Below are 25,662 nucleotides of genomic sequence, written 5' to 3'. Positions count from 1 at the left end.
ACCCGGGTCACCCATGACGCAGACAACGACGAATCAGGCGGGGTCCCCGAAGGCACCTCAGGCCACGGCCCGCTTCACCGTCCCGGCCAAGCATCCGATGGTGACGGTGCTGGGTTCCGGTGACTCCCTGTTGCGCGTGATCGAGCAGGCGTTCCCCGCCGCCGACATCCATGTGCGCGGCAACGAGATCAGCGCCTCGGGCGAGGCCGCGGAGGTCGATCTCATCCAGCGTCTCTTCGACGAGATGATGCTGGTCCTGCGCACCGGCCAGCCCATGACGGAGGACGCGGTCGAGCGCTCCATCTCCATGCTCCGTGACCAGCAGGACGGCTCCGCCGGCGAGACCCCGGCCGAAGTGCTGACGCAGAACATCCTCTCCAACCGCGGCCGCACGATCCGTCCGAAGACGCTCAACCAGAAGCGCTACGTCGACGCGATCGACAAGCACACGGTCGTCTTCGGCATCGGCCCCGCGGGCACCGGCAAGACCTATCTCGCGATGGCCAAGGCCGTTCAGGCGCTGCAGTCCAAGCAGGTCAACCGGATCATCCTGACCAGGCCGGCGGTCGAGGCGGGGGAGCGGCTCGGCTTCCTGCCCGGCACCCTCTACGAGAAGATCGACCCGTATCTGCGCCCGCTCTACGACGCCCTGCACGACATGCTCGACCCGGATTCCATCCCGCGCCTGATGGCCGCGGGCACGATCGAGGTGGCGCCGCTGGCCTATATGCGCGGTCGGGCCCAGCCCGTCTTCACCAAGGTCATGACGCCCGACGGCTGGCGCCCGATCGGAGAGCTTCAGGTGGGCGACCTGGTCACCGGGTCGAACGGCGAGCCGACCCCTGTGCTCGGGGTGTACCCGCAGGGCGAGAAGGACATCTACCGGGTCACCGCCCAGGACGGTTCCTGGACGTTGTGCTGCGGTGAGCACCTGTGGACGGTTCGCACCGCTTCGGATCGCCGGCGCAACCGGCCGTGGAGGGTTCTCGAAACGAAGGACATGATCGGCAACCTCTGTGCCGCGCACGCCCGCCGGTACGAACTGCCGATGCTGACCGCCCCGGCGTCCTTCCCCGAGCGGGTAGTGCCCATGGATCCCTACGCCCTGGGACTGCTGCTCGGGGACGGGTGTCTGACAGGCTCCACGACCCCGTCGTTCGCCACCGCGGATCCGGAGCTCGCAAGTGCTCTCGAGGCATCGCTGCCGGGCGTCACAGTGCGGCACAAGGGTGGGCCCGACTATGTGCTGAACCGGGTCAAGAGGCCGGGGGACGTTGTCACGCTGGAGAAGCCGGTCACGCGCGTGATGCGGGAGCTGGATCTGCTGGGCAGCCGCTCGAACACGAAGCTCGTGCCCGACGCGTACCTGTACAACTCCGCGGAGGTCCGGCTCGGGTTGCTCCAGGGGCTGCTCGATTCCGACGGCGGCCCGGTCTCTCAGACCGACCGCACCTGCCGGGTCCAGTACACGACTACGTCGATCCTGCTCCGCGATGATGTCGTCTCACTCGTCCAGTCCCTGGGAGGAGTGGCCTACACGCGGCGCAGGGCGGCCGCGGGCCGAACTCCCGGGCGTGCAGGCAACCGGGATGTCGCGTACCGCTACGACGCTCATGTCGTGGACATCCGTCTCCCGGAGGGCATCGAACCCTTCCGTCTCGCACGTAAGCGCGAGAAGTACCACGCCGAAGGGGGCGGCGGACGTCCGATGCGTTTCATCGACAGCATTGAGCCGGCGGGCCGCGAGGAAACGGTGTGCATCCAGGTCGCGGCTGAGGATTCGCTCTACGTCACTCAGGACTACCTGCTGACGCACAACACCCTGAATGACGCCTTCATCATCCTCGACGAGGCGCAGAACACGAACCCCGAGCAGATGAAGATGTTCCTCACCAGGCTCGGCTTCGAGTCGAAGATCGTGATCACCGGGGACGTCACCCAGGTCGACCTTCCGGGCGGCACGAAGAGCGGTCTGCGCCAGGTCCGGGAGATCCTGGACGGCGTGGACGACGTGCACTTCAGCATGCTCGACAGCTCCGACGTGGTGCGGCACAAGCTCGTCAGCCGCATCGTCGACGCCTACGAGCGCTACGACGTACGGAACGGGGCGGACACAGCGGCCCACGGTCCCTCGGGAGCCCAGGGCACCGGCGGCAGGTCCGGAGACCGTCACGGCCACGGGAAGCGCTGAGCCTGCCCCATGACGATCGACGTCAACAACGAATCCGGGCGGACCGTCGACGAGCAGGCCCTGCTCGACATCGCCCGCTACTCCCTTAACCGCATGCGGATCCATCCCCTCTCGGAGCTCTCGGTGATCGTCGTCGACGCCGACGCGATGGAGCAGCTGCACCTGCAGTGGATGGATCTGCCGGGGCCCACCGACGTGATGTCGTTCCCCATGGACGAACTGCGCCCGCCCGTGCGGGAAGAGGAGGAGCCGCCGCCCGGACTCCTCGGTGACATCGTGCTGTGCCCCGAGGTCGCCGAGCAGCAGGGCGCCGACGCTCCCACGCAGCACTCGATGGACGAGGAGCTCCAACTGCTCACCGTCCACGGGGTGCTGCACCTGCTGGGTTACGACCACGAGGAGGCAGCCGAGAAGGCCGAGATGTTCGGTCTGCAGTCGGCGATCCTGGACGGGTGGCGCGGCGAGCGCGGCCTGACGGGGCCCTCTCCCGCCCCCACGACGGCGTCGTGACGGCCCGGCTGATCGCCGCGGCGGTCCTGTTGCTCGTCGTCGCCTGGCTGGCCGCGTGTGCGGAGGCCGGACTGGCCCGTACGACCAGCTACCGCGCGGAGGAAGCGGTCCGCCAGGGCCGGCGCGGCGCCGAGCGGCTGGCGGTCGTGGCGGACGACCCGACGCGCTATCTCAACCTGGCGCTGCTGGTGCGCGTGGCGTGCGAGGTCTCCTCCGGTGTGCTGGTGACGTACGCGTGTCTGCGGGCCTTCGAGGACACATGGCAGTCGCTGGCGGTCGCGATGGGCGTGATGGTGCTGGTCAGCTATGTCGCCATCGGGGTCTCGCCGCGCACCATCGGCCGTCAGCATCCGCTGAACACGGCCACGGCCGCGTCGTACGTGCTGGTCCCGCTGGTGCGCATTCTGGGGCCGGTGCCGCAGTTGCTGATCCTCGTCGGTAACGCGCTCACGCCCGGAAAGGGCTTCCGCAAGGGCCCGTTCGCGAGCGAGGCCGAGCTGCGCGCCATGGTCGACCTGGCCGAGCAGGAGTCCCTGATCGAGGCCGAGGAGCGGAAGATGGTGCACTCCGTCTTCCAGCTCGGCGACACGATCGTGCGTGAAGTGATGGTTCCGCGTACGGACTTGATCACCATCGAGCGGTTCAAGACGATACGGCAGGCGCTGACTCTCGCCCTGCGCTCCGGTTTCTCCCGCATCCCCGTCGTGGGGGAGAGCGAGGACGACATCGTGGGCATCGTCTATCTCAAGGACCTCGCGCGGAGGGTGCACATCAGCCGCGAGGCCGAGACGGAGCTGGTCTCCACGGCGATGCGTCCGGCGGCGTTCGTGCCGGACACGAAGAACGCGGGCGACCTGCTGCGCGAGATGCAGCAGGACCGCATCCATGTGGCCGTCGTCATCGACGAGTACGGCGGCACGGCCGGGATCGTGACGATCGAGGACATCCTGGAGGAGATCGTCGGCGAGATCACCGACGAGTACGACCGTGAGCTGCCTCCCGTTCAGGAGCTGGGCGAGGGCCGCTACCGCGTCACCGCCCGTCTCGACATCGGGGACCTGGGCGAGCTGTACGACCTGGTTGGTCTCGACGACGAGGACGTGGAGACGGTCGGCGGTCTGCTCGCGAAGTCGCTCGGCCGTGTGCCCATCGCGGGCGCCACGGCGACGGTCGACGTCACCGAGGACCGCTCCGACCCGGAGTTGACGGCTCTGCGGCTGACGGCGGAAGCCCCGGCGGGTCGGCGGAACAGGATCGTCACGGTGCTGGTCGAACCGGTCCGCTCCGCCGAGGACGCCGACGAGTCCTCCACAGACGAGCCGGCCAACGCGTGAGGCCGGGTCCGCGCGGGCCGGACCGGCGCCGCGCGAGCCCCTGCCGGCGCCCGCGCCGGGTGGGACCCTGGGCCTCATGACACCCGATGAGCTGCGGGGTTTCTGCCTCGGGCTGAACGGCGCCGCCGAGGACCGTCCCTTCCCGCGGAACCCGGGGCTGTCGGCCTTCAGGGTCGGCGGGAAGATCTTCGCGTTCTGCGCGCTGGACGAGAGCCCGCTGCGGGTGAGCCTGAAGTGCGAACCGGAACTGGCCGTGCGGCTGAGGCAGGCGCACCCGGCCATCACGCCTGGCTACCACCTCAACAAGCGCCACTGGAACACCGTCGTAGCCGACGACGGCACGCTCACGGAGCGGATGCTGAGGGAGCTCGTCGAGGACTCCTACGACCTGGTGGTCGCCGGGCTGCCCCGCCGCGAGCGACTTCTGCTCGACCGTTCCTGAACGGCTCCCGGTGGGCCGGGGGTTCCGGGGTGGCAGCCCCCGGCAAAGCCTCGCGCGGCGCGACATATGCTCGGGCGTATGAGTGACCAGAGTGATCAGGCACTGGACCCCGAGGACCGCAAGCTCCTCACGCTGGCCCGCAGCGCCCGGGCGCGCAACGGCGTCCCGGAGGGCGCGGCGGTACGGGACGAGACGGGCCGCACATACGTGGCCGGTTCGGTGGCCCTGCCCTCTCTGCAGCTCAGCGCCCTCCAGACGGCCGTGGCGATGGCTGTCGCGTCCGGCGCCGAGTCGCTGGAGGCCGCGGCGGTCGTCACGGAGTCGGAGCTGATTCCGGCCGCGGACCTGTCGGCCGTGCACGACCTGTCCGGCCAGGCGACCACCGTGCTGCTGGCGGGCCCCGACGGGCAGCTGCGCGCCACGGTCGCGGCCGGCTGACCCCGGCGGGGCCGCGGAACGTCCCTGGGCGCCCGGCCTCACCACCGGTCAGGGGCACTCACCCGATCGGGGACAATGGTCGCCATGGACGTACCTTCTTCCCCGGCCGACTCCTCCCAGGCACCGCACCGCTCCGGGTTCGCGTGCTTCGTCGGCCGTCCCAACGCGGGCAAGTCGACCCTGACCAATGCGCTGGTGGGCACGAAGGTCGCGATCACGTCCAACCGTCCGCAGACCACCCGGCACACCGTGCGCGGCATCGTGCACCGTCCCGAAGCGCAGCTGGTTCTCGTGGACACCCCGGGGCTGCACAAGCCGCGGACGCTGCTGGGGGAGCGGCTCAACGACGTCGTCCGTACGACGTGGGCGGAGGTCGACATCATCGGCTTCTGCCTGCCCGCCGACCAGCGGATCGGCCCGGGCGACCGCTTCATCGCCGCCGAACTGGCCGGCCTCAAGCGGACCCCGAAGGTGGCCGTGGTCACCAAGTCCGATCTGGCCGACTCCAGGACGATGGCCGAGCAGTTGATCGCCGTCGACCGGCTCGGCAAGGAGTGCGGGATCGAGTGGGCCGAGATCGTGCCGGTCTCGGCCGCCGAGGACCGGCAGGTGTCCCTGCTGGCCGACCTGCTGGCCCCGATGCTCCCCGAGGGTCCGCCGCTCTACCCGGACGGTGACCTGACGGACGAGCCGGAGCAGGTCATGGTCGCCGAACTCATCCGTGAAGCCACGCTCGAGGGTGTGCGGGACGAACTGCCGCACTCCATCGCGGTCGTCGTCGAGGAGATGCTGCCCCGTGAGGACCGGCCCGCGGACCGGCCTCTGCTGGACATCCACGCCAACATCTTCCTGGAGCGCCCCAGCCAGAAGGGCATCGTCATCGGCCCGAAGGGCAAGCGGCTCAAGGACGTCGGCACGACGTCGCGCAAGCACATCGAGGCCCTGCTGGGCACGCCCGTGTATCTGGATCTGCATGTGAAGGTCGCCAAGGACTGGCAGCGCGACCCGAAGCAGCTGCGCAGGCTGGGGTTCTAGGAGGAGCGGGACGTTCGCGGTGTCCGCAACGAGACCCGGGACCGCTCAGGAGCGGTGAGCCTCCTGCGCCTGGTGCCGCCGCGGCCGGCTCGTGTGAGGTCGGCGGCGGACGCGCTTCCCGCCACGCTGCACAGGGACTTCGATGACCTCACCGCGCTGCTGGAGGAGTGCGGAGGGGACACCGAGGCATGGCGGGAGCTGCTGAGGCGACTGGTGAAGGAGCCGCGGGCCGCGCATGCCCCGGTGGAAACCTCACCGGCTCAACTCCCCTCCTTGAACACCCTCTTGATCAGCTTCGACTGGGCCTCCGTGAGGCTGGGGTCGGCGCCGTACGAGGTGCCGTCGTCCGTCTCGATCTCGTACTGGAACCCGTCCGGAACGCCCAGGGGGCGCCGGGAGACACCCTCGGAGTGGGCACTTCTCGCGAGGTCCTCCAGGTCGGCGGCGTCCGGTCTGCCGTCCGTGGTGAGGGTCGCCCGGCGGGTGAGGCCGCCGAAGCCGCCGGTTCGGGTGACGGTGATACGCATGTCTCCATCCTCGCGCGACTTCGGCGGCCGCGCCCGGCTAGGACCTGTCCGGCGGATCCTCTCGGGCCCGCGACGCCTGGCACGCACGCTCGCTGCGTTGTCGGAGTCATCCGAGTACGCCCAGTACGAGGATGATCCTCCGCCTTGCGATCGCACGCACCAGGCGACGCGGGCTGGTCCTCAAAGATCCGCCGGACAGGCCCTAAGCCACCTCCGCTTCCGCGGCGTTCGCCGCTTCGACCGGTGTGACGCCCACCAGGGACCACGACTTGACCACCGCCTCACGCTCCGGGCTGCCCTCCCCGTACCGGCCCGACGCCGCGGCGACGGTGGCACCCGCGAAGTCTGCGAACTCCGCGTCCGGCGAGAGGCTGCCGGAGGTGAGGGTGTCGTACCAGATCTGTCCCGCACGCTCCCACGCGTGACCGCCCAGCTCCGTCGCCAGCTGGTAGAAGGCGTGGTTGGGGATGCCCGAGTTGATGTGCACGCCGCCGTTGTCGGAGCCCGTGTGCACGTAGTCCTCCATCGTCGCCGGCTGCGGATCCTTGCCGAGGACGTCGTCGTCGTACGCCGTGCCCGGGGCCTTCATCGAGCGCAGGGCCGTGCCCTCGACGCGGTCGGTGAAGAGGTTGTCACCGATCAGCCAGTCGGCGGCCTCGGCGGTCTGACCGAGTCCGTACTGCTTGATCAGGGAGCCGAAGACGTCCGACAGCGACTCGTTGAGCGCCCCCGACTGCCCGAAGTACGCGAGATTCGCGGTGTGTTGAGTGACGCCATGGGTCAGCTCGTGACCGATGACGTCGACCGGCAGCGTGAAGTCGCGGAAGATCTCGCCGTCTCCGTCCCCGAAGACCATGCGTTCGCCGTCCCAGAACGCGTTGCCGTAGTTGCGGCCGTAGCGGACGGTGGCGTCGAGGGGCATGCCCGCGCCGTCGATCGAATAGCGGGAGAAGACGCTGAGGTAGAGCTCGAACGTGGCGCCGAGGCCCGCGTACGCGCGGTTCACGCTGGCGTCCTCGACGGGCTCCTCACCCTCGGACCGCACGGTCGTGCCCGGCAGCTGCTCGCCGTGCTCCGCGTCGCTGATGGTGCGCTTCGGTTTCTTCTCCGCGCTCCCGTCGTCGGCCGGTCCCGTGGCCGTCCCCGCCGTCATGCGGACGGTGGTGATGCGGCGCCGGGTCCGTTGGAGCGCGTCGCGCTCCAGGGTGCGGCGCGCCGGCTCGTACAGAGTGGGATCGCCGGAGCGGGAGAGATGGTCAAGGAGGTGCGGCGGGACGATGCCGCAGAAGACGGGGTTCACGCGGCGTGACTGACTCGTGTGCTCCGAGTGTGCGTTCATACACAGAACGTGGCACAGGGTCATGGTGATGTCACTCCCTGCTGCGGCAATTGGCGTGGAAAGTCCATGAATCGACATGAAGAGGGACGGCGGTGCTCAACTCCCGTGCACTGTCCGTGACTCCGGGGTTCCGGCCGGCCGGAGTGAGGCGTGAACAAATGCACAGTCCCGCATGGTGATACGGGGCTCGGGGATCCGCGCAGTCTCCGTTAGACTCGCTGATCATGCGTTTCGGGCTGCTTCTTCTTAGCTGCCGCGGCGAGGGTCTGTAGTCGTACGGCCGACCCCCTCCCCGCGGAGACCGGTGCTGCCACCGTCGGCCCTCGAAGCCCACTCGCGCGGAGCCCCCTCCGTGATCAGGAGCCAACGCATCATGACTTCCTCAGCTTCCCTCGGCGCATCCACGCCCATCACCGCGGCGACCGTACGGCAGAAGCCGTCCGGAATGCCTGTGCACAAGTACGGCCCGTACGAGGCCGTGGACATTCCGGACCGCACCTGGCCCGACAACCGCATCACCAAAGCCCCTCGCTGGCTGTCGACCGATCTGCGGGACGGCAATCAGGCGCTGATCGACCCCATGTCGCCCGCCCGCAAGCGGGCGATGTTCGACCTGCTCGTGTCGATGGGCTACAAGGAGATCGAGGTCGGCTTCCCGGCCTCGGGCCAGACCGATTTCGACTTCGTGCGCTCCATCATCGAAGAGGACGCGATCCCGGACGACGTGACGATCTCCGTCCTCACCCAGGCCCGCGAGGAGCTGATCGAGCGGACCGTGGAGTCCCTGAAGGGCGCCCGCAACGCGACCGTCCACCTCTACAACGCGACCGCTCCCGTCTTCCGCGAGGTCGTCTTCCGCGGCACGCGCGAGCAGGTACGGCAGATCGCGGTGGACGGCACGCGGCTGGTGACGGAGTACGCGGAGAAGCTGCTGGATGCCCGCACGACCTTCGGTTACCAGTACAGCCCGGAGATCTTCACCGACACCGAGCTGGACTTCGCCCTCGAGGTCTGCGAGAGCGTGATGGACGTGTGGCAGCCCGAGGACGGCCGCGAGATCATCCTCAACCTGCCGGCGACGGTGGAGCGTTCGACGCCCTCCACGCACGCCGACCGCTTCGAGTGGATGTCCCGCAACCTCTCGCGGCGCGAGCACGTATGCCTGTCCGTACACCCGCACAACGACCGTGGCACGGCGGTGGCGGCCGCCGAGTTGGCGATCATGGCGGGCGCGGACCGTATCGAGGGCTGTCTGTTCGGGCAGGGTGAGCGCACGGGCAATGTGGATCTGGTGACGCTGGGGATGAATCTCTTCTCCCAGGGTGTGGATCCGCAGATCGACTTCTCGCAGATCGACGAGGTCAAGCGCACCGCGGAGTACTGCAACCAGATGGAGGTCCACTCCCGGCATCCCTACGTCGGTGATCTCGTCTACACGTCCTTCTCCGGCTCCCACCAGGACGCCATCAAGAAGGGCTTCGAAGCCATGGAGGTCCGCGCCGAGCGTGAGGGCAAGAGCGTGGACGAGTTGGAGTGGGCCGTGCCGTATCTGCCCATCGACCCCAAGGACGTCGGCCGTTCCTACGAGGCGGTCATCCGCGTCAACTCCCAGTCCGGCAAGGGCGGCATCGCCTATGTGCTGAAGGGCGGGCACAGCCTGGACCTGCCGCGGCGGATGCAGGTCGAGTTCTCCAAGATCATCCAGGAGCGTACGGACAGCGAGGGCGGCGAGGTCACCCCGGCCGACATCTGGGAGATCTTCCAGCACGAGTACCTGCCCACCCCGGAGAACCCCTGGGGCCGCATCGCGCTGCGCACCGGGCAGACGACGACCACGGTGGACGGCCAGGACGCGGTCACCGTCGAGGCCGTCATCGACGGCGAGGAGACCGAGCTCGCGGGCAGCGGCAACGGTCCACTGGCAGCCTTCTTCAACGCCCTGCAGGCCATCGACGTCGACGTGCGGCTGCTGGACTACGTCGAGCACACCATGAGCGAAGGCGCGGGAGCCGAGGCGGCCGCGTACATCGAGTGCGCCATCGACGGGAAAGTGCTGTGGGGCGTGGGAATCGACGCCAACATCGTCCGCGCGTCGATCAAGGCCGTCGTCTCGGCGGTCAACCGCGCCTCCCGCTGATCGCGTTCGCGCTCCGCGTACCGGCGCGTAAAGGGCCGTCGCCCACGTCGCCTCTCCGGCCCCGGGCCGGCGTCATCGCAGCGTTCCGCGGGTCTCACCCACTTCCGGGTGAGGCCCGCGGCCGTCTCCTGCCCCCGCTGGTGCCGCGTCCGCCGTGAATCGTCCGGAACGGGGTGCTGACGGCGCACTTCCGCTGTGGTTAACATCACGCTCACCGGCAGCGTGGCCGAATCGTGACGGAGGTACGGCGTGGGCGACGCAAGACGTTCCCGTGACCAGCAAGGACAGCGCCCAGGCCTGCGCCTGGCAGGTGTTCGCACCAGCTGGCACACCGTGGACGACGGGGACTTCTTCTGTCCCGGCTGCGGCGGCGACCGCAGCTACCGCCGACGTGCGGGCAGGCGCCGTTTCGTACTGCTCGGTGTGCCGCTGCTCTCCCGCGGCCAGGTCGCCCCGGTCCTCGAATGCGCCGCCTGCCACGGGCACTTCGGCACCGAGGCCCTCGACCACCCCACCACCAACCGCCTCGCGCTCCTGCTGCGCGACGCCGTCCACGCCATCGCGCTCACCGTGCTCACCGCGGGCGGCCGCGAGAACCGTGCCGCCCGTGAGGCCGCCGTGCACTCCGTGCGCAGCGCCGGCTACACCGGCTGCACCGAGGAGCAGCTGCTGACGCTGCTGGCCGCCGTCTCCGCCGAACGGGACTCCGAGGACAGCGTCTCCGCGGAGATCGAACTGCACGAGGCGCTGGCCCCGCTCGCGCCCCACCTCGCTCCGTCGGGCCGCGAGTCCCTGCTGCTGCACGGAGCGCGCATCGCGCTGGCCGACGGCCCGTACTGCTCGGCGGAGCGTGAGGCGCTCGCGGCGGTGGGCAGGTCGCTGCGGATCGACGAGGACGACGTCGACCGCCTCCTCGCCCGCGCCCGCACGCCGTCCTGAGAGCGGCCCTGACCGGGCCGGCGGCCTTGGCCGGTGGCACTCGCTGCGGAGCTTCGTCAGATGTCCCGGTCCACTCGTGGGCGGGTCCCAGTCCGCAGCCCGTCCTTGGACGTCGCTGAGGTCCTCGCCTCGGGCAGGCGTCCCGAGGCAGGGTCCCTGCGCGCGTAGCGCCCCGGAGTGATGCCCACGACCCGTTTGAAGTGCCGGGTCAGGTGCGACTGGTCGTAGAAGCCAACTGCGGATGCCACCTCCGCGGGAGGCCGGCCGTCGAGGAGCAGCTGTCGGGCGCGGTCGACCCGGCGGGCCATGACGTACTGGTGCGGGGCGATGCCGAAGGCGGCGGTGAACGCCCGCACCAGGTGCGTGGGGTGGGCGTGCACCAGTGCCGCGGCCTCGTCCAGGCTCACGCCGTGGAGCGATCGTTCGTCGAGGAGCTCCCGCAGGCTGTGGGCCACGCCGCGGTTTGATTCCGGTGCGCGGCGGACGATCCGCGGCCTCAGGTGGCTGCGCAACCGTTCACCGATCAGTGCGAGACGGCTCTCCGCTTCCAGCTCGTCGCCCCGGCGTGACAAGGCTGAGTGCAGTTGTCCGACGCGTCGGCGCAGCAAGTCGTCGACCATGTCGGGGCCGTCCACCGCAGGGCCGATGAAGCTCTCGTCCAGCTGGGACAGGTCCAGGTAGAGAACCCGCTTGCGGAAGCCCTGCGAGGTGGCGGACGAGCCGTTGTGCGGTACCTGCGGAGGAAGCAGGGACACCGTGTCATGCGGGGTGCCGTGCTCGTGGCGGTTCAAGTCGTAGCGGACCGTACCGTCGTCGACGATCAGCAATGTCCACACGTCGTGGACGTGCATCGGATACGCGTGCTCGGTGAAATGGGCATGGAAGACTTCCACGACACCCGGGACCCTCGGGCGCCACGCGGAAACCTCTTGCCGTGCCACCATGCCAAGAACGTACAAGAAAGCGCCGCGGGGTGGTCGGCAGTCTCAGAGCATGACGACCGAGAAGACCCCCGTACGTTTCGACACCAAGATCGCCGTTCTGCTGCGGGAGGACCTGGAGCCATGGCAGCGGCTGAATGTGGCCGCGTTCGTGGTCAGCGGCCTCGGCTCGGAGCTCCCTGAAGTGATCGGCGAACAGTACGCCGACGCCGACGGCACCCCGTATCTGCCCATGTTCCGCCAGCCAGTCCTGGTCTTCGAGGGGACGAAGGAGACACTGACCGCCGCGCACAGCCGCGCCTTGTCTCGTTCGCTTCCTCGGGCAGTGTTCACCTCCGACCTCTTCGCCACGGCCAACGACCAGGACAACCGCGCGGCGGTACGGGCTGTGCCGAAGGACCAGTTGGATCTTGTGGGTCTCGCCGTGTACGGACCGCGCAACGGGGTCGACAAGGTGCTCAAGGGCGCTCGCATGCATCCCTGAGCACGCCGGAAAGCGGGAGTCTGGAGCCTGCGTCGGGACGTGCGTCGGGACGGGCGCCGGGTGGCGGCGTGCCAGACCGCTCCGCTCCGGACGGTCAACTCCTGGACTTGACCCGGCAGATGAAGGCCGACCAGGCACGCGTGCCGAAGAGGACGGCGCGGCCGAAGACCACGGTGGGGCCGTCGGGGGACTTGCCTAAGGCTTCGCGTTGCGTCGTAGGGTGAGCGGGTCAGCACGCGGCGCAATCGTCGGGGGATTCTGTGGATCCGGAGATCACGGCACTGGCAACCACCGCCGGGACGACCGTCGTCACCTTGATGGCCACGGACGCGTGGGAACGCACTCGCGACGCCGTTACCTCGCTCTGGCGCCGCACGCACCCCGAACGCACCGACAGGGTCGCCGGGGAACTCGACGCCACCCGCGAGGAGTTGCTGGCGGCCGAGCCGGAAGGGGAGACGGAAACCCGACACGAGTTGCAGGCGGAGTGGCAGGGCCGTATCCGGCGCCTGCTGGTGGCCCGGCCAGAGGCGGCGGAGGAGCTTCGGACCCTTCTCCGGGAGATGGGCACAGACGAAGCGGCGGGTCCGGTGGTCACGCAACATGCGACCGCCTCGGGCAATGCCAGGGTCTATCAGGCCGGACGCGATCAGCGCATCGAAGAGCGAGGCGGCGAAGGATGAACGGCGCCATGGATGGCCGCGCCTACAGTCAGGGCCGCGTTTATCAGGCGTCCGGCGACCAGCACATCACCGAGCATCATCACTATGGCGCGGATGTCTCGGGAGTCAGCCCCGACTCGGTGCGTAGGCCGGCCTTCGGTCGTCCACCAGTGGCCCTGAGGAATCGCGAGCAGCTCATGAACCGGCTGCGGGGCGCCATCGACGCGGACACCCGCGGCCAGGTGTACGTCCTGCACGGAATGGGGGGCTGCGGCAAGACCGCTGTGGCGTACTCGCTGTTCCAGTACGCCTCGACCGAGCGCGACCGCGTCGGGTTATGGGTGAACGCCTCCGACAAGGCGGCGCTGCGTGGCGGAATGCTTGCAGTCGCCGCGGACCGCGGGGCTTCGGAGGGCGAACTGCAGGCCGCGCGCAGTGGGTTACGGGCGGCGGCCGACCTGGTCTGGGAACGGCTCGACGACTCCGACCAGCCCTGGCTGCTCGTCCTGGACAACGCCGACGACCCCGCGATTCTGCAGGACGGCTGGCTCCGTACGAGCCCACGCGGCACCGTTCTCGTCAGCACCCGGCAGTCGGCCCCGCATTGGTGGCCGTACGCCGAACTGCACCACGTCGGAGTGCTGCCGCGCCAGGCAGCGGCGCAGGTGCTGTGCGACCTGGCCCCGGAAGCGGGCACTGCCGAGGACGCCGCCGAAATCGCGGAGAAACTCGGCCGGTTGCCGCTGGCGCTCACCCTCGCGGGCGGCTTCCTCTCCCACCAGGTGATTCAGCCCTGGACGATGACGCAGTACGGTTCGCGACTCGACGGACGTGAACAGGTGGGCCTCATCGACCGGGGAGCAGTGCCCCACCAGGGTCAGGACTCGCGGCAACTGGTCAGCCGCACCTGGCAGTTGTCCCTCGACGCACTCGCGGCACAGGGTTTCCAGGAGTCGACGGCGCTTCTTCGGCTTCTCGCCTGCTACGGGTCCGATCCCTTGCCGCTGTCCGTGCTCAGCGGTCCCCACCTGGCTGCCTTGCTGCCGCAGGAGCGAGCCGAAGCCGCGCTCCGCGGGCTGCTGGACCATTCCCTCACGGCGCTGGTCGACGTCGGCGTGCGCTGCATCCGGACGCACGGGGTGCTGCTCGCAAGCGTCGCCGCCGGCACTCCGGCACCGCGGCTCCCGGGCATCTGTGCCACAGCCGCGAAGTTGCTGAACACTGTCGTGCCCACCGTTCCCGAGCCGGGCCAGAACGATCTGAAACTGCGCCTTCTGGCGCCCCACGTCCTCGCTTTGATGCGGCAGACGGAGGAGGAACCGACTGTGGCAGAGGCGCTGGACGTCGCAGTCCGGCTGGCGACTTCGCTGCACCGTGACGGCGACTATCTGGCGGCCCTCGAACTGGTTTCTGCCGCAGGGGACTTGGCGGAGCCGGTGGTTGGGCGGGAACACCGGCTGGTGCTGACGGCGCAGGAGCGCGCGGGGCGGGCGCTGCTGCGCCTGGGGCGATTCGAGGAATCGGTCTCAGTCCATCGCCGCGTGCTCAACGAGCGGGAGCGGCTCTTCGGGGTCGCGGACGCCGACACGCTCAGCAGTTGTCTGGGCATCAACATGGTGCTGCAAGAGCTTGATCAGGGCTCAGAAGGGCTCCCGCTGCTCCGGCGTGCGGCGGCAGGCCGAAGGAAGCTGCTCGGCCCCGGCCACCCGCTCACCCTTCGGGCCCGATCTGACCTGCTGGCGTTTCTGCCCTTTTCGGAACTGGCGGATTGGATAGACGGGGCGGAGATTCCGTTTCCGGAGGAGTGCGCTTCGCATCTCGGGCACGAACACGCTGTGAGCCGGCACGCACGGTTCAACTTCGGTTTCGCTCTCTTTACGCTGGGTCGCTACGAGGCGGCCAGGGATCAGGGAGGTGTGGTCGCGGAGGATTATGTACGTTGGCTGGGCGCCGACCATTCACTCTCATTGGCTGCTCAGACTTTGCACGCCCGGGCTCTCGGTGCCCTCGGGGAGTTGACTCCGGCTATCGCGTTGCTGACCGAGGTTGCGTACCGACGCGAACGGAATCTGGGCGCTGAGCATCCACATACGCGAAACACTCACGCGTACATCGAAAAGCTTGAAGGGAGCGGCTGATCACCGACCGCCAGCAACCCAGGTGAGAACGGCTAGCTCGTCACCAGCCTGATGAAGGCCGACCAGGCAGCTGTGCCGACGATCAGGGCGGGTCCGGCTGGGTCCTTGCTGTCGCGTACCGGGACGAGGCCGGTCAGGTCGTCCGAGACTTCCACGCACTCCCCGCTGTTGCTGTAGCTGCTCTTGCGCCACTTTGCGCCGCCCAAGTCAGTCTGGTTGTTCGTCATTTCGATAGCCCTCTGCCGCTGCCTCGATCATGGCCAGGGACACCGTCGGTGGCAGTGCGGCGGCCCTGAGCAGATCGTACGACCTTTGGTATTGCTTCACGGTCCTTGGATCATCGATGGTGTCTCCGCTGTGTGGGGCCTCCGTGTAGACCATGGGCGGTGCGTCAGGGAAGGTCATGATTACGGCGCTCCCGAGCATGAGCGGATGCGCCCCGGCGTTCCACGGCATTACTTGTGGAATGATCCGGTGGCTTCTCCCCAGCTGTGCGATGTGGTCGAGCTGTTCGGCCGTCTCCTTCGGGGGAAGGACGGTCGGCTGCAGCAGCGCCTCGTGGAGGATCACCCAGTACACCGGCGTCGTGCGGTCATCTCGGAGGAGACTGGCTCGTGCGAGCCGAGCGTCGACGGTGCTGTCGACGTCATCGAACCCTCCGAATGTGCGGGTTGCTCTGAGAACCGCTCGCGCGTACGAGGCCGTCTGCAACAACCCCGGAATCAGCGTGGGACACCACTCCTCGATGGAGTCCGCCCGCCTCTCCGCTTCCAGCACCCTTTCGAAGTAGTCGGGGTGTCCCCTCCGTTTCGCCTTCCGCACGTCCTCGCAGCGCCGGGCGAAGAACCCGTCCGTGCCGAGGAGTTGGTCCACGTGCCGCGCCAGATCGAGCGGCATGCGCCGCTCGCCGCGCTCGATCTCGCTCAGGTGGCTGGCACCGTAGAAGCTGCCCTCGACGAGTCTCTGCTGTGTGAACCCGGCCTGTTCCCGCTTCCACCGCAACTCCTTGCCGTAGAAGGTCGGGAGGCTCGCCGAACCGTCGATGTCCTTGGGGCCGGGCATGGTTCACCGCCGTCGATGCACAGTTCCGGGTCGTTCCTGCCGGGCCCGGCGGTTTCCCGCCTTTCCACAGCGGCGCGTACGCCTTCCGCGCGTCGCGGCCGGGAGCCCGAACCACTGGCACGTTACGCGAAACGACAGCATTCTGTGAGGTGTTCGTCACACACAGCAAAGGAAGGTGCGGCATGCACGGCCACGACCTCGGCTGGGGCCACGGCCCCGGCGACGACCCCGACGGCGTCCAGGACTGCGTGACCGATCTCCGTGACGCGCTCGCGGCCCACGGCATCACGCTGCCCTCCGTCGGAGTCGAGCTCCCCGGCTTCGCAGCCAGGCCACAGTCGCCTCTGGTGGCGCTCGGTAACTGCAACGTCGACACCGCACGCAGGCTCACCGCCGTACTCCGTACGGCATGGCGCGGGGAGGCACAGCCGTGACGTCTCGCGGCTGGCGCATCGACCGCGTTCCCGCGAAGCCCGTCCAGCGCGCGGCGGACGGGCGCGTCAGCGTCCCGCTGTGGCTGCTGCGCGACGGCGTTCACCACTCCGACCTCGACCTGCGCCTCTCGCCCGCCGAGGCCGAACTGCTGCGCACCCAGCTCTCCCGCGCCCTCGACGACGGCGACCCGGTCATCGGCGGATGACGCGCCCGCGACCCTGCCCACCGGCCATGCGGGATACTGAGCCCCATGAGCCTGTTCCGCGACGACGGCATCGTGCTGCGCACCCAGAAGCTGGGTGAGGCGGACCGGATCATCACGCTGCTCACGCGCGGGCACGGCCGGGTGCGGGCGGTCGCGCGCGGGGTGCGGCGGACGAAGTCGAAGTTCGGGGCCCGGCTGGAGCCCTTCAGCCACGTCGATGTGCAGTTCTTCGCACGCGGCAGTGAACTGATCGGCCGCGGGCTGCCGTTGTGCACCCAGACGGAGACCATCGCCCCCTACGGGCAGACCATCGTCTCCGACTACACGCGCTACACCGCCGGCACGGCCATGCTGGAGACCGCCGAGCGCTTCACCGACCACGAGGGCGAGCCCAATGTGCAGCAGTACCTGCTGCTGGTGGGCGGGCTGCGCACGCTGGCCGCCGGGGAGCATACGCCCGGCCTGGTGCTGGACGCCTTCCTGCTGCGGTCCCTGGCCATGGGCGGTTACGCACCGAGCTTCGACGACTGCGCCAAGTGCGGACTGCACGGTCCCAACCGCTTCTTCTCCGTCGCCTCCGGCGGTGTGGTGTGCGGCGACTGCCGGGTGCCGGGCAGCGTCGTACCGTCGCCGGAGACGCTGCGGCTGCTCGGCGCGCTGCTGACCGGCGACTGGGAGACGGCCGACGCGTGTGAGGCCAGGCATGCCCGGGAGGGCACCGGGCTCGTCTCGGCCTATCTGCACTGGCACATGGAGCGCGGGCTGCGCTCGCTGCGCTACGTCGACCGCACACAGGGTGGCCGGGGCGTTCCGGACCCCTCCGGTGCGCGACCGCCGGCCGAACCGGAGGCCCGGCAGTCCTGACCGGCGTCCTGACCAGCGCGGGTGCCTCGGCGTCGGCTACGCTCGCCGTGTCCCCGCGCGTCCCGCATCCGACCCGTCCCATCCCTGGAGCTGAACGACCATGGCACGCCGCGCAATGCTGCAGAGGCAGCGTCGCGAGTACGTCACACCCGAGCCGCACCCCTCCGGTGAACGCCCGCCCGACATCCCGCCGGAGCTCGTCCCCGGCCATGTGGCTTGCGTCATGGACGGCAACGGCCGGTGGGCGAAGCAACGGGGACTTCCGCGCACCGAGGGGCACAAGGTGGGCGAGGGTGTCGTGCTCGACGTCCTCAAGGGCTGCCTGGAGATGGGCGTGAAGAACCTCTCCCTCTACGCCTTCTCCACGGAGAACTGGAAGCGGTCGCCCGACGAGGTCCGCTTCCTCATGAACTTCAACCGGGACGTCATCCGCCGCCGCCGCGACGAGATGGACGAGCTGGGCATCCGCATCCGTTGGGTCGGACGGATGCCGAAGCTGTGGAAGTCCGTGGTGCGTGAGTTGCAGGTCGCCCAGGAACAGACCGTGGACAACGACGCGATGACGCTCTACTTCTGCGTCAACTACGGGGGCCGCGCGGAAATCGCGGACGCGGTCCAGGCCGTCGCCGAGGACGTGAAGGCGGGGAAGCTCGACCCCTCGAAGGTGAACGAGAAGACCTTCGCCAAGTACCTCTACTACCCGGACATGCCGGACGTGGACCTGTTCCTGCGCCCTTCCGGCGAGCAGCGCACGTCCAACTACCTGATCTGGCAGAGCGCTTACGCCGAGATGGTCTACCAGGACGTGCTGTGGCCGGACTTCGACCGCCGCGACCTGTGGCGGGCCTGCCTCGAGTACGCCAAGCGGGACCGCCGCTTCGGCGGCGCGCGGGACGGCGGCGGGAAGAAGCCCTGACAGGCGGCTCCATCCGCCGTGCCGGCACCCGGAGTTCCTTTCCGGGGTACGAGTCCCTTTCCGGGGTACGTGCCCGGCCCGGCGCCTGGCGCTCCTCGCGGCGCGCTCCCCAGGGGCGCTCGGGCGAGCACGCGACGGTGCTGCGCAACGTGGGGCTCGTGCACACGAAACGCGCGGGACACAGGAGCCGGCACAGCCTCACGCCGCTCGGAGCCGAGCTGCTGGGAGCCGCCGTCACACGGTGAACGGCTCCCGGGGACGGCCCGCGGGAGCGCCGCTCACTTGCCGGCGGCGCAGTCCCCGCACGTACCGAAGATCTCGACGGTGTGGCCGACATCCACGAAACCGTGCTCCTCGGCGATGGAGTCGGCCCACTTCTCCACGGCCGGGCCCTCGACCTCGACGGCCTTGCCGCAGTGGCGGCACACGAGGTGGTGATGGTGGTCGTCGCTGTGGCAGCGGCGGTAGACCGACTCGCCCTCGTCGGTGCGGAGTACGTCGACCTCGCCGGCGTCGGCGAGGGACTGCAGCGTGCGGTAGACCGTCGTCAGGCCGACCGAATCCCCGCGGTGCTTGAGCATGTCGTGAAGCTCCTGCGCACTGCGGAACTCCTCGACCTCGGCCAGTGCCGCCGAGACGGCGGCTCTCTGCCGCGTCGACCTGCCGCGGACAGGGGGACCTGCGGTGGTCACGCTGTCTCCTTTGCTCGTCTCGCTCGCTCACGGGGCCTGCCCGGTCATTGTGCCAGGCACCGGGGACAGGAGACCCTCACGCCCGGGAACCGGGAGCCTACGCTGCGCCTTCGGCGCCCCTGCCGTCTCCGGAGGAGCCCGGGCCGCCGTCCCGGGCCTTCGCAGCGCGGCCGGAGCCGCCGTCCGTCAGCGCTCCGCCCGCGACCGCCACCTTCTCGCCGAGGCCGTCGCCGTCGGTGGTGCCGTCGGTGCCGTGTCCGCCGCCGTGCACCGCCCTGTGCTTGGCGAGCGGTGCCGCCAGCGCCGTGATCAGCGCGAAGAGCGCGATCGCCAGGACGACGATGCTGGCGCCGGGCGGTACGTCCGCGTAGTACGAGGTGCTCGTTCCGGACAGCGTCACCGCCACCCCGAAGATCACTGACAGCCCGAGCGTGCTCGCGAAGCCGCGCGTGAGCTGCTGTGCGGTGGCGACCGGGATCACCATCAGCGCACTCACCAGCAGCAGTCCCACCACCCGCATGGCGACGGTGACCGTCACCGCCGCGGTCACCGCCAGCAGGAGGTTCAGCAGCCGCACCGGCAACCCGGTGACCCGTGCGAACTCCTCGTCCTGGCAGACGGCGAACAGCTGGCGGCGAAGCCCCAGCGAGCCGGCCAGGACGAAGGCCGACAGGCAGACGATGGCGACGACGTCCGAGTCGGAGACGGTGGTGACCGAACCGAAGAGATAGGCGGTGAGGCTCGCGTTGGAACCGTTCGGCGCGAGGTTGATGATCATGACGCCGCCGGCCATTCCGCCGTAGAAGAGCATCGCCAGCGCGAGATCCCCGCGTGCCTTCCCGTGCCAGCGGATCAGCTCCATGGCGACCGCGCCGAGCGAGGCGACGCCGACCGCCATCCACACCGGGTTCGTGCCGAGCAGGAAGCCGAGGGCGACGCCGGTGAGCGCGACGTGGCCGATGCCGTCGCCCATGATCGCCTGGCGCCGCTGTACGAGGTAGATGCCGACGGCCGGGGCGGCGATGCCGACCAGCAGAGCGGCGAGCAGGGCGCGCTGCATGAACGGGTAGTGCAGCAGCTCGGTCATACGTGGGTCCCTGGGTCGGTCTCGCTGACGGACAGTCCGGTCTGGATGGCGGCGGCCGCTGCCGCACCCGGGGTGTCGTGCGGATGGCAGGCAAGGTCGTGGAGGCGGTCCGGGTTCGCGACGAGCTCGACCCGGCCCTCGCGCAGCAGCACCGCGCGGTCGATCAGCGGTGCGAAGGGCCCGAGTTCGTGCAGGACGAGCAGTACGGACGTGCCGCGGCCGACCTGTTCGCGCAGCGCGCCCGCCAGTACGTCCTGGCCGGTCAGGTCCACACCCGCGATCGGCTCGTCCATGATCAGCAGGTCGGGTTCGGCGGCGAGTGCCCGAGCGATCAGCACGCGCTGGTGCTGCCCGCCGGAGAGCGCGTTGACGGAGTCCTTGGCGCGGTGCGTGAGCCCGACGACCTCCAGGGCACGGCCGACGGCTGCCTTGTCGGCGCGGCCCAGCGGACGCAGCTTCGTACGGGCGAGACGGCCGGAGGAGACGACCTCCCGCACGGTGGCGGGGACGCCCGCGGCCGCCGTGGAGCGCTGCGGTACGTAGCCGATGCGGCGCCAGTCGCGGAAGCGGGGGAACGGGGTGCCGAACAGTTCCAACTCGCCCCCGGACAGGGGCACCTGGCCGATGACGGTACGGATCGTCGTCGACTTCCCCGAACCGTTGGAGCCGAGAAGGGCGACGACCTCGCCGCGGTCCACGGTCAGGTCGAGGCCGCGCAGAACGGTGCGCGCCCCGAGCGAGGCGGTGGCGCCCCGAAGGGACATCACTGGCTGAGGCTCGGCCATGGGAAGGGCCCTTCCTCGGTGGTCGGTGCTGGGGATCGGGGTCCGGTGGCGGGGACCAGGACGGCAGGGCGGCGGATCTGACGGATGTAGCGGCCCTCAGTTGGCGCCGAGCGCGTTCTGCAGCGAGAAGAGGTTCTGGTGCATGACCGAGAAGTAGTCCTCGTTCTTCTTCACGCCCTCCAGGGGGCTGAGGACGCCTGTCTTGAGGTTCAGATCGCCGGCGAGCGTCCGCGCAGTCTTGTCGCTGGCGCTCGACTCGAAGAAGACGGTGTCGACCCGGTCGGCCTTGGCGATCTTGTGCAGCTGCTTCATGCGGGCGCCGCTGGGTTCGGACTCCGGGTCGATGCCGGAGACGGCGGCCTGGTGAAGCCCGTACCGCTCGGCGAGATAGCCGAAGGCGGCGTGGGTCGTGATGAAGGTGTCGGTCTTCTTGCGCGCCAGACCCTTCTTGAACTCCTTGTCCAGCGACTGCAGGCGCTCGACAAGGGCCTCGGTGTTCTTCGCGTAGTCCTTCTTGTGTGCCGGGTCGGCCCCCGCGAGTTCCTTGCCCACACCCTTGGCGATCTGGGCGTAGCGAAGGGGATCGAGCCAGACGTGCGGGTCTGCGCCGTGCCCGGCGCCCGCGGCCTTGTGCGAGTGGTGCTTGCCGTGGTCCTCGCCGTGCACGTCCACCCTGTGCTTCTCCAGCGTCGCGTACGAGGAGGCGTCGGCCACGTGCTCCGGCTCGGCCTGCTGCACGCCCTCGTCGACCGCGGGCTGCAGGCCCTTGAGGTAGACGACGAGACCGGCTTCGCTCAGCCGTCCGGTCTGCTGGGGACTGAGTTCCAGGTCGTGCGGCTCTGTGCCCGGCTTGGTGAGGGATTCGGTCTCGACGTGCTCGCCGCCTATCTGCTGGGCGACGTACTGGAGGGGGTAGAAGGACGCGACGACGTCCACCTTCCCGTTCGCCTGCTCGTCGGCGGCCGAGTCGCTCGTGCAGGCGGTCAGGGTGAGCCCGCCGACGCCGAGAGCGGTGGCGGCGGCGAGGACACGTATGAGCCGACAGGAAGCGTTCATGACACTCATTTTCAACCTACTTGGAAACCATTGTCAAATGGGTCGCCTGAAGGCGGGCTGCCGACGCTTCGCGAATCGTGTCGCCGTACCGATAGCCCGGACCGATTTGATCCGCCCCCCTCCTGGCTCGGTAACCTGAAGTATTCCGTCCGCCGTTGATGAAGAGAGCACTGTGGCCGCCGACAAGATCGACACCATCGTCAGCCTGAGCAAGCGCCGTGGCTTCGTCTACCCGTGCAGTGAGATCTACGGCGGTCAGCGTGCCGCCTGGGACTACGGTCCGCTCGGTGTGGAGCTGAAGGAGAACATCAAGCGTCAGTGGTGGCGGGCCATGGTCACCTCGCGAGACGACATCGTCGGCATCGACTCGTCCGTGATCCTGGCGCCGCAGGTGTGGGAGGCCTCGGGTCACGTCGCCACCTTCACCGACCCCCTCACCGAGTGCACGTCATGCCACAAGCGCTTCCGTGCGGACCACCTCGAGGAGGCGTACGAGGCGAAGCACGGGCGGCTCCCGGCGCAGGGCCTCGCCGACATCAACTGCCCGCACTGCGGCAACAAGGGCGGCTTCACCGAGCCCAAGCAGTTCTCCGGGCTGCTCTCCACGCACCTCGGCCCGACGCAGGACGCCGGCTCCGTTGCCTACCTGCGGCCCGAGACGGCGCAGGGCATCTTCACCAACTTCGCGGCCGTGCAGCAGACTTCGCGCAAGAAGCCGCCGTTCGGCATCGCGCAGACGGGCAAGTCCTTCCGCAACGAGATCACCCCGGGCAACTTCATCTTCCGCACCCGCGAGTTCGAGCAGATGGAGATGGAGTTCTTCGTCAAGCCGGGCGAGGACGAGAAGTGGCACGAGTACTGGATGCAGCAGCGCTGGTCCTGGTACACGGGCCTCGGGCTGAGCGAAGAGAACATGCGCTGGTACGACCACCCGCAGGAGAAGCTCTCCCACTACTCCAAGCGCACCGCCGACATCGAGTACCGCTTCAACTTCGGCGGCAACGAGTTCTCCGAGCTCGAAGGCGTCGCCAACCGCACCGACTTCGACCTCACCGCGCACTCCAAGGCCTCGGGGCAGGACCTGTCCTACTTCGACCAGGAGGCCGGTGAGCGCTGGGTGCCGTACGTCATCGAGCCGGCGGCCGGTGTGAACCGCGCGATGCTCGCGTTCATGCTCGACGCCTACATCGAGGACGAGGCGCCCAACGCCAAGGGCAAGCTGGAGAAGCGCAACGTGATGCGGCTCGACCCGCGGCTCGCCCCCGTCAAGGTGGCCGTGCTGCCGCTGTCGCGCAACGAGAAGCTGTCGCCGAAGGCGCGCGGCCTCGCCGAGGCGCTGCGCAAGAACTGGAACATCGAGTTCGACGACGCCGGCGCCATCGGTCGCCGCTACCGCCGCCAGGACGAGATCGGCACGCCCTTCTGCGTCACGGTCGACTTCGACACCCTCGACGACAACGCCGTCACGGTTCGCGAGCGCGACACGATGAAGCAGGACCGCGTCTCGCTGGACCAGATCGAGGGCTACCTCGCGGGCCGGCTGCTGGGCTGCTGACCCGTACGGAAGGCGACGAGGGCCGGTTCCGCCAGGGCGCGGAACCGGCCCTCGTCGTATGTCAGTTGCGATCCGGCTGCCCGGTCTCCGGCTGCCCGGTCTCCGGCTGCCCGGTCTCCGCCTGCCCGGTCTCCGGCTGCCCGGTCTCCGGCTCCGCGGGAGCCTCGAAGCCGCTGGTGTCCAGTTCGCAGTCGAACGGCGCGGGGACGTGGAGCGTCTTCCCGAACGGCACCGTCGTCCGTGTAACCCTTCTCCGCCGGCGCCCAGAAGTCGGTGGCCGACTCCTCCGCCATGTCCAGGAGCGTCCGGCACATCGCCTCGAAGTCGGGCGGGCCGTCGGGGGTCTCTATGGGGGTGGATGACGTCGGTCGCTCAAGCATGACGGTCATGATGCGCCTTTCCCCTGGGTGATCCAGTCATCACCCAGAGTGTTCAACGGGTCTGACAACGGCGTCCCGCTCAGCTCAGACGGGCCGTCAGGCGCCGGGCCTGACGCTCCACCGTGCCGGGAGGGTTCCGGGGGCGCTCCCGCTCCTCGTCGAAGGAGAGCAGGAACAGCCATACGAGGGCGAGGAGGCGGCGGCAGTCCCGCAGCCGGGCGGACTCCTGCGCCGTCAGCGCGAACCGGCTCAGAAAGGCACGGACGTCGAGAGGTTCGACCACCCAGGAGCCCACGTGCTCGGTGATCTCCGCGAGTTCGAACGCCCGGTCGCTGCGGCCCGAGTCCTCGAAGTCGACGATCCTCACGCGGGATCCGTCCCAGAGGTAGTTGGCGAGGTTTCCGTCCCCGGCGCCGAAGACCGGCGGCACGTCCTCTGCTGCGGATTCCATGTCCGACCGGTCCAGCCATCGGAGCCCGAGATCCATCGCGGCACCGACCTCGCCGCGACGCGGAACCTGGACCCGGGACGCCCAGGAGCGGAGGTGCGCCCTCAGGTCGTGGGCGAGGCCGGGCCTGGGAGGGACATCGGCGAGGACGGCGGGCGGGAGCGCGGAGTGGAGCGTCCGCACCGCTTCCGCCAGGGCGTCGAGGGCCCGCCCGTCGTGGGGGCGGTCACGCATTCGCCGGCCGGGCAGCCGCGACATCGTGATCGCCGGTTCCTCCGCGCCGAGTTCGGCCGCGAGGGGAGCGGGCGCGAGTCCGGGCGCGTGCCCGGCGAGCAACTGCAGCGCGCGCCACTCCCGTTCGCCTTCTTCGCGGTCACCCGCGCGGAAGCGTTTGACGACCCGGTGAGGGCCCAGCTCGATCGCGTGGGTGCCGTGCGTGCCGCCGGTGCTCAATCGTCCGCGGGTCAGGCGCGCAGGCCGCGCAGGATCAGGGCGCGCACTGCCGCGAACGCCTCCTCGATCCCGGGGCGCGACCACTCCGGGGCGTACGCGGGGTCGTGGAACCTTCCCGTCGCGTGGAAGACGGCACGTGCGGTCTCGGCGGCGGAGCCGACGGAGTCGGAGGCGAAGACGCCCTGCGTGCGCCCGTCCTCGATGATCCGGGACAGCTGGCCGACCAGCTCGTCGATGTGCCGGTCCACGACGGTGTTCACGTCGTCCGTCAGCACCGAGTAGGTGGCGAACAGTTCCGGATCGTCGCCCGCCTTGTGGCGCTTGGCCTCGAAGAGCGTCGTCAGCCATCTGTCGAGGCGTTCGTCGGCCGGGCCGGGCCCGGTGACGGCGGTGACGAGTCGCTCACTGGTGCGGTCCAGCCAGCGCTGCGTCACGGCCTCGCGGAGGGCGGCCTTGGTGCGGAAGTGCCGGTAGACGCTGCCGTGGCTGACGCCGAGGGCGCGGGCCACGTCGACGACCGTGGCTTTGCCGGGGCCGTAGCGGCGCAGCACCTCCTCGGTGGCCTCGAGGATGCGCTCCGGAGTCAGCGCTTCCGACACCATCCGGC

27 protein-coding genes and 1 pseudogene are annotated in these 25,662 nt (G+C 69.4%); 16 read left to right on the top strand and 12 right to left on the bottom strand.

What is annotated here, in order from left to right; genetic code table 11:
• Positions 1-13 precede the first annotated feature (13 nt).
• From I004_RS32910 to era, 6 genes are all read left to right on the top strand, one after another.
• Positions 14-2,191: a PhoH family protein gene (locus tag I004_RS32910; RefSeq protein ID WP_078510932.1), complete on the top strand. Its 2,178-nt coding sequence runs from the start codon at positions 14-16 to the stop codon at positions 2,189-2,191.
• Positions 2,192-2,200: 9 nt separating this feature from the next.
• Positions 2,201-2,701 (top strand): rRNA maturation RNase YbeY, encoded by a 501-nt coding sequence (ybeY, locus tag I004_RS0108150; RefSeq protein WP_028435066.1) that lies wholly within the window; start codon positions 2,201-2,203, stop codon positions 2,699-2,701.
• A complete protein-coding gene (locus I004_RS0108145) occupies positions 2,698-4,035 on the top strand; it encodes a hemolysin family protein (RefSeq protein ID WP_028435065.1) in 1,338 nt (445 codons plus the stop codon). The genes ybeY and I004_RS0108145 overlap by 4 nt, the downstream gene beginning before the upstream one ends.
• A gap of 76 nt (positions 4,036-4,111) precedes the next feature.
• Entirely contained in the window at positions 4,112-4,477 is a 366-nt protein-coding gene (locus tag I004_RS0108140; RefSeq protein ID WP_028435064.1) for an MmcQ/YjbR family DNA-binding protein, read from the top strand.
• A 66-nt stretch (positions 4,478-4,543) separates the two neighbouring features.
• On the top strand, positions 4,544-4,915 hold the full coding sequence (locus tag I004_RS0108135; protein ID WP_028435063.1) for a hypothetical protein: 372 nt from the start codon (positions 4,544-4,546) through the stop codon (positions 4,913-4,915).
• 75 nt (positions 4,916-4,990) lie between these two features.
• Positions 4,991-5,950: a GTPase Era gene (gene era / locus I004_RS0108130; protein ID WP_028435062.1), complete on the top strand. Its 960-nt coding sequence runs from the start codon at positions 4,991-4,993 to the stop codon at positions 5,948-5,950.
• 260 nt (positions 5,951-6,210) lie between these two features.
• Here era and I004_RS0108125 read toward each other — a convergent pair whose 3' ends face one another.
• A complete protein-coding gene (locus I004_RS0108125; protein WP_028435061.1) occupies positions 6,211-6,477 on the bottom strand; it encodes a protealysin inhibitor emfourin in 267 nt (88 codons plus the stop codon).
• 202 nt (positions 6,478-6,679) lie between these two features.
• The gene (locus tag I004_RS0108120) at positions 6,680-7,816 is read right to left on the bottom strand and encodes a M4 family metallopeptidase (protein ID WP_051344837.1); all 1,137 of its coding nucleotides are present in this window, start codon (positions 7,814-7,816) and stop codon (positions 6,680-6,682) included.
• 373 nt (positions 7,817-8,189) lie between these two features.
• Between I004_RS0108120 and leuA the strand changes: the two genes are divergently transcribed.
• Both leuA and I004_RS0108110 read left to right on the top strand, forming a co-directional pair.
• Entirely contained in the window at positions 8,190-9,953 is a 1,764-nt protein-coding gene (leuA, locus tag I004_RS0108115; RefSeq protein WP_028435059.1) for a 2-isopropylmalate synthase, read from the top strand.
• Between the two features lie 249 nt (positions 9,954-10,202).
• Positions 10,203-10,892: a TerB family tellurite resistance protein gene (locus I004_RS0108110; RefSeq protein ID WP_486579853.1), complete on the top strand. Its 690-nt coding sequence runs from the start codon at positions 10,203-10,205 to the stop codon at positions 10,890-10,892.
• A 56-nt stretch (positions 10,893-10,948) separates the two neighbouring features.
• Here I004_RS0108110 and I004_RS32905 read toward each other — a convergent pair whose 3' ends face one another.
• Complete coding sequence (locus tag I004_RS32905; protein WP_078510931.1) at positions 10,949-11,836, bottom strand: AraC family transcriptional regulator; 888 nt, start codon at positions 11,834-11,836, stop codon at positions 10,949-10,951.
• Positions 11,837-11,885: 49 nt separating this feature from the next.
• Between I004_RS32905 and I004_RS0108100 the strand changes: the two genes are divergently transcribed.
• The 3 genes from I004_RS0108100 (at position 11,886) to I004_RS0108090 (ending at position 15,117) form a co-directional block, all read left to right on the top strand.
• Positions 11,886-12,317 carry a DUF2000 domain-containing protein gene (locus I004_RS0108100; protein WP_028435057.1) on the top strand — a complete coding sequence of 144 codons (432 nt, stop codon included), beginning with the start codon at positions 11,886-11,888 and terminating at the stop codon, positions 12,315-12,317.
• A 260-nt stretch (positions 12,318-12,577) separates the two neighbouring features.
• Entirely contained in the window at positions 12,578-13,000 is a 423-nt protein-coding gene (locus I004_RS0108095) for a hypothetical protein (RefSeq protein WP_028435056.1), read from the top strand.
• Positions 12,997-15,117, top strand: coding sequence for a tetratricopeptide repeat protein (locus I004_RS0108090; RefSeq protein WP_037975379.1), 2,121 nt, complete (start codon positions 12,997-12,999; stop codon positions 15,115-15,117). The genes I004_RS0108095 and I004_RS0108090 overlap by 4 nt, the downstream gene beginning before the upstream one ends.
• Positions 15,118-15,149: 32 nt before the next feature.
• Here I004_RS0108090 and I004_RS0108085 read toward each other — a convergent pair whose 3' ends face one another.
• Together I004_RS0108085 and I004_RS0108080 are read right to left on the bottom strand one after the other, a co-directional pair.
• Positions 15,150-15,344, bottom strand: a complete 195-nt coding sequence (locus tag I004_RS0108085; RefSeq protein ID WP_028435054.1) for a DUF397 domain-containing protein — start codon at positions 15,342-15,344, stop codon at positions 15,150-15,152.
• On the bottom strand, positions 15,325-16,179 hold the full coding sequence (locus tag I004_RS0108080) for a Scr1 family TA system antitoxin-like transcriptional regulator (RefSeq protein ID WP_028435053.1): 855 nt from the start codon (positions 16,177-16,179) through the stop codon (positions 15,325-15,327). The genes I004_RS0108085 and I004_RS0108080 overlap by 20 nt, the downstream gene beginning before the upstream one ends.
• A 182-nt stretch (positions 16,180-16,361) precedes the next feature.
• Between I004_RS0108080 and I004_RS32900 the strand changes: the two genes are divergently transcribed.
• The 4 genes and pseudogenes from I004_RS32900 to I004_RS0108060 all read left to right on the top strand — a co-directional run bounded on the left by I004_RS32900 (position 16,362) and on the right by I004_RS0108060 (position 18,599).
• Entirely contained in the window at positions 16,362-16,613 is a 252-nt protein-coding gene (locus I004_RS32900) for a hypothetical protein (protein WP_486579852.1), read from the top strand.
• A complete protein-coding gene (locus I004_RS32895; protein ID WP_051344836.1) occupies positions 16,610-16,819 on the top strand; it encodes a hypothetical protein in 210 nt (69 codons plus the stop codon). Before I004_RS32900 ends, I004_RS32895 begins: the two co-directional genes overlap by 4 nt.
• A 45-nt stretch (positions 16,820-16,864) precedes the next feature.
• Positions 16,865-17,608 (top strand): annotated as a pseudogene (gene recO / locus I004_RS32890) (DNA repair protein RecO); the annotation flags it as partial.
• Positions 17,609-17,783: 175 nt separating this feature from the next.
• Positions 17,784-18,599, top strand: a complete 816-nt coding sequence (locus tag I004_RS0108060) for an isoprenyl transferase (protein WP_028435052.1) — start codon at positions 17,784-17,786, stop codon at positions 18,597-18,599.
• A gap of 278 nt (positions 18,600-18,877) precedes the next feature.
• On the opposite strand, the gene I004_RS0108050 is transcribed toward I004_RS0108060, so the two are convergent.
• The 4 genes from I004_RS0108050 to I004_RS0108035 form a co-directional block, all read right to left on the bottom strand.
• Entirely contained in the window at positions 18,878-19,291 is a 414-nt protein-coding gene (locus I004_RS0108050) for a Fur family transcriptional regulator (RefSeq protein WP_028435051.1), read from the bottom strand.
• Between the two features lie 97 nt (positions 19,292-19,388).
• On the bottom strand, positions 19,389-20,378 hold the full coding sequence (locus I004_RS32885; RefSeq protein WP_078510929.1) for a metal ABC transporter permease: 990 nt from the start codon (positions 20,376-20,378) through the stop codon (positions 19,389-19,391).
• Entirely contained in the window at positions 20,375-21,163 is a 789-nt protein-coding gene (locus tag I004_RS32880; protein ID WP_051344834.1) for a metal ABC transporter ATP-binding protein, read from the bottom strand. The genes I004_RS32885 and I004_RS32880 overlap by 4 nt, the downstream gene beginning before the upstream one ends.
• A 96-nt stretch (positions 21,164-21,259) precedes the next feature.
• Positions 21,260-22,219 (bottom strand): metal ABC transporter substrate-binding protein, encoded by a 960-nt coding sequence (locus I004_RS0108035; protein WP_028435050.1) that lies wholly within the window; start codon positions 22,217-22,219, stop codon positions 21,260-21,262.
• A gap of 172 nt (positions 22,220-22,391) precedes the next feature.
• Between I004_RS0108035 and I004_RS0108030 the strand changes: the two genes are divergently transcribed.
• Entirely contained in the window at positions 22,392-23,774 is a 1,383-nt protein-coding gene (locus I004_RS0108030) for a glycine--tRNA ligase (protein ID WP_028435049.1), read from the top strand.
• Positions 23,775-23,835: 61 nt separating this feature from the next.
• On the opposite strand, the gene I004_RS39820 is transcribed toward I004_RS0108030, so the two are convergent.
• From I004_RS39820 to I004_RS0108015, 3 genes are all read right to left on the bottom strand, one after another.
• Positions 23,836-24,006 (bottom strand): hypothetical protein, encoded by a 171-nt coding sequence (locus tag I004_RS39820; RefSeq protein ID WP_199779350.1) that lies wholly within the window; start codon positions 24,004-24,006, stop codon positions 23,836-23,838.
• A 227-nt stretch (positions 24,007-24,233) separates the two neighbouring features.
• The gene (locus tag I004_RS40210) at positions 24,234-25,055 is read right to left on the bottom strand and encodes a phosphotransferase family protein (RefSeq protein WP_486579851.1); all 822 of its coding nucleotides are present in this window, start codon (positions 25,053-25,055) and stop codon (positions 24,234-24,236) included.
• An 11-nt stretch (positions 25,056-25,066) separates the two neighbouring features.
• Positions 25,067-25,657, bottom strand: a complete 591-nt coding sequence (locus tag I004_RS0108015) for a TetR family transcriptional regulator (RefSeq protein WP_028435048.1) — start codon at positions 25,655-25,657, stop codon at positions 25,067-25,069.
• Positions 25,658-25,662: the final 5 nt, after the last annotated feature.

The organism is Streptomyces sp. TAA486 (genome assembly GCF_000426165.1).
The sequence above is the reverse complement of the archived record's forward strand: the minus strand, read 5'-3'. Positions and strand labels throughout refer to the sequence as shown.

Coding starts and splice junctions, on each gene's coding strand:
- I004_RS32910 (WP_078510932.1), top strand. CDS start 14: ATGACGCAGACAACGACGAATCAGGCGGGGTCCCCGAAGGCACCTCAG.
- ybeY (WP_028435066.1), top strand. CDS start 2,201: ATGACGATCGACGTCAACAACGAATCCGGGCGGACCGTCGACGAGCAG.
- I004_RS0108140 (WP_028435064.1), top strand. CDS start 4,112: ATGACACCCGATGAGCTGCGGGGTTTCTGCCTCGGGCTGAACGGCGCC.
- I004_RS0108135 (WP_028435063.1), top strand. CDS start 4,544: ATGCTCGGGCGTATGAGTGACCAGAGTGATCAGGCACTGGACCCCGAG.
- era (WP_028435062.1), top strand. CDS start 4,991: ATGGTCGCCATGGACGTACCTTCTTCCCCGGCCGACTCCTCCCAGGCA.
- I004_RS0108125 (WP_028435061.1), bottom strand. CDS start 6,477: ATGCGTATCACCGTCACCCGAACCGGCGGCTTCGGCGGCCTCACCCGC.
- I004_RS0108120 (WP_051344837.1), bottom strand. CDS start 7,816: ATGAACGCACACTCGGAGCACACGAGTCAGTCACGCCGCGTGAACCCC.
- leuA (WP_028435059.1), top strand. CDS start 8,190: ATGACTTCCTCAGCTTCCCTCGGCGCATCCACGCCCATCACCGCGGCG.
- I004_RS32905 (WP_078510931.1), bottom strand. CDS start 11,836: ATGGTGGCACGGCAAGAGGTTTCCGCGTGGCGCCCGAGGGTCCCGGGT.
- I004_RS0108100 (WP_028435057.1), top strand. CDS start 11,886: ATGACGACCGAGAAGACCCCCGTACGTTTCGACACCAAGATCGCCGTT.
- I004_RS0108090 (WP_037975379.1), top strand. CDS start 12,997: ATGAACGGCGCCATGGATGGCCGCGCCTACAGTCAGGGCCGCGTTTAT.
- I004_RS0108085 (WP_028435054.1), bottom strand. CDS start 15,344: ATGACGAACAACCAGACTGACTTGGGCGGCGCAAAGTGGCGCAAGAGC.
- I004_RS0108080 (WP_028435053.1), bottom strand. CDS start 16,179: ATGCCCGGCCCCAAGGACATCGACGGTTCGGCGAGCCTCCCGACCTTC.
- I004_RS32900 (WP_486579852.1), top strand. CDS start 16,362: ATGCACGGCCACGACCTCGGCTGGGGCCACGGCCCCGGCGACGACCCC.
- I004_RS0108060 (WP_028435052.1), top strand. CDS start 17,784: ATGGCACGCCGCGCAATGCTGCAGAGGCAGCGTCGCGAGTACGTCACA.
- I004_RS32885 (WP_078510929.1), bottom strand. CDS start 20,378: ATGACCGAGCTGCTGCACTACCCGTTCATGCAGCGCGCCCTGCTCGCC.
- I004_RS32880 (WP_051344834.1), bottom strand. CDS start 21,163: ATGGCCGAGCCTCAGCCAGTGATGTCCCTTCGGGGCGCCACCGCCTCG.
- I004_RS0108035 (WP_028435050.1), bottom strand. CDS start 22,219: ATGAACGCTTCCTGTCGGCTCATACGTGTCCTCGCCGCCGCCACCGCT.
- I004_RS0108015 (WP_028435048.1), bottom strand. CDS start 25,657: ATGGTGTCGGAAGCGCTGACTCCGGAGCGCATCCTCGAGGCCACCGAG.